Here is a 1,714-nt window from a genome sequence, read left to right as displayed (position 1 = left end):
TTGTGTACGCCCGTCATGGGCATGAACTAATGGGGTTAAAGTCCCCTACAGGTAATCCGGTGTTAAGTGAGAACTTAACATGAACTGTTAGCCGAAGGCAAGGGCGTTACCGCGAGGTGGGGTCTGAAGGAAGCCGGAGTGCAAACTTATGAGCCGACGAACAGAAATGCCATATAAGGCCAAGCTTCAGGGCAAGGAGGCACAACACGACCGAAGCCCACGGATTGCGAAGTATGGTAAATGGCGCGGTTGCATCAGGGATAACAAGGCAGAAGTCAGCAGAGGCCATAGTAGCCCAACGCCGGCAGTAATGCGCCGGACATGGTGAAGGGCCGAACATCAGGAGAGGAGAAGTATCCATGAACTCTGAGCATACATTGAATCCGAATGGAGGAGTATGCAGCAGGCGTGGAATGGAAGAACTGGCCTCAGATTCTCAATCACAGGGAATGATTTTAATCAAGGAGCTGTGAGTGAGGATTAATTACCCGGCTACCCGATTATGCACAGGTGTTTCGTAGAATTTCAAAACGATTGTTGTCAGATTCCTCATTTCTGCAAACGTAGCGGAACCCGCATTTTTCAAGCACCTTGCATGATGCCAAATTAACAGGTGTTGTATGGGCAATAACCTTTTGCACCTGAATATCGGTGAATGCATTTTCGATAAGCGTCTCGGCTATTTCTGTGGCGTAACCCAAACCTTGCCATGCAGGCATTACCGAAAAGCCTATTTCGACCTCGCCCTCTTCACTCGGGGGTCCGAAATATCCACCTGCGCCCACCAATACTGAAGGCTGATATGGGCTTCCACACCTGACTGCATACCAACCGTACCACCCAATGACTGCCACGCCGCCTTCTTTCAGGCGGTCTCGGAAGAACTCTTGGGCATCCCGATCATATTCACCTGGTGGCCACCCAGGTTCCACCTGAGCATTCAATAGGGATGCCAGACGTTCAGGAGCTTCTAGCTCGGCACAAACATGATCAAGTGTAGCCGCTATCAATTCAAGGCGATTCGTGGACAACTTGATAGACTTTGATTCGTTCATATTGCCTCATCTTTTGATTTGACCGCATAACGCCTCGCATAACCGGCTGGCATAAACTTTTGTGCATAGCGGTGTAGCTTTGACAGTCCGTGTTGATGCGATTGTTATCCTATTTTCTCTTCTTTGCCTTGGTGTACACTAAACCTCGTTCTCTTTTTCCGATGGCAATAACGTAAATAAATATTTCCTCATCATTTACTTCATAGACAAGCCGATAACCTACTGCGCGCAATTTTATTTTATATACATTCTTGAAACCTCGTAACTGGCTACTCGGAATACGTGGATGCAATATTCTTTCTTTCAGCTTTTTCTTGAACTGTGTTTGAGTAGGAGGAGCGAGCTTTTTCCACTCTTTCAGTGCACTTGGTAGAAATTTGACCTTATAGATCATCAATTTCAATTTCTATGGAGTTTTCTTTCTCATGTGCACGATTTATTACGATCTGAGCCAATTCAGCGTCCTCAAGCCTATCCATGAGCCACTCGTAAGTTTCTGCTGGAATAAGATATGCAGTAGGTATATTATGATTCAGAATGGTAATTGGTGAGCCTTCTGCTTCATTTAGTAGCGCAGTTGGATTTTTCTTTAGTTCTGAGATGCTTGCAGAACACCTTGAGAGAACTTGTTCCATGATAACGTCTCCTATTCTGGAATC

At 46.0% G+C, this 1,714-nt stretch carries 3 protein-coding genes; all 3 read right to left on the bottom strand.

The genetic code is table 11. The features are described from left to right. Positions 1-500: 500 nt before the first annotated feature. The 3 genes from K8R76_01645 to K8R76_01635 all read right to left on the bottom strand — a co-directional run bounded on the left by K8R76_01645 (position 501) and on the right by K8R76_01635 (position 1,690). A complete protein-coding gene (locus K8R76_01645; protein MCD4846876.1) occupies positions 501-1,055 on the bottom strand; it encodes a GNAT family N-acetyltransferase in 555 nt (184 codons plus the stop codon). A 109-nt stretch (positions 1,056-1,164) separates the two neighbouring features. Continuing rightward, the gene (locus K8R76_01640; GenBank protein ID MCD4846875.1) at positions 1,165-1,449 is read right to left on the bottom strand and encodes a type II toxin-antitoxin system RelE/ParE family toxin; all 285 of its coding nucleotides are present in this window, start codon (positions 1,447-1,449) and stop codon (positions 1,165-1,167) included. Beyond that, the gene (locus K8R76_01635) at positions 1,439-1,690 is read right to left on the bottom strand and encodes a type II toxin-antitoxin system Phd/YefM family antitoxin (GenBank protein MCD4846874.1); all 252 of its coding nucleotides are present in this window, start codon (positions 1,688-1,690) and stop codon (positions 1,439-1,441) included. Before K8R76_01635 ends, K8R76_01640 begins: the two co-directional genes overlap by 11 nt. Positions 1,691-1,714 lie beyond the last annotated feature (24 nt).

The sequence above is a fragment of the Candidatus Aegiribacteria sp. genome (genome assembly GCA_021108435.1).
Lineage (GTDB): Bacteria > Fermentibacterota > Fermentibacteria > Fermentibacterales > JCC-6 > Aegiribacteria.
Note: the sequence above shows the minus strand (reverse complement) of the source record. Positions and strands in the feature narration are given on the sequence as shown.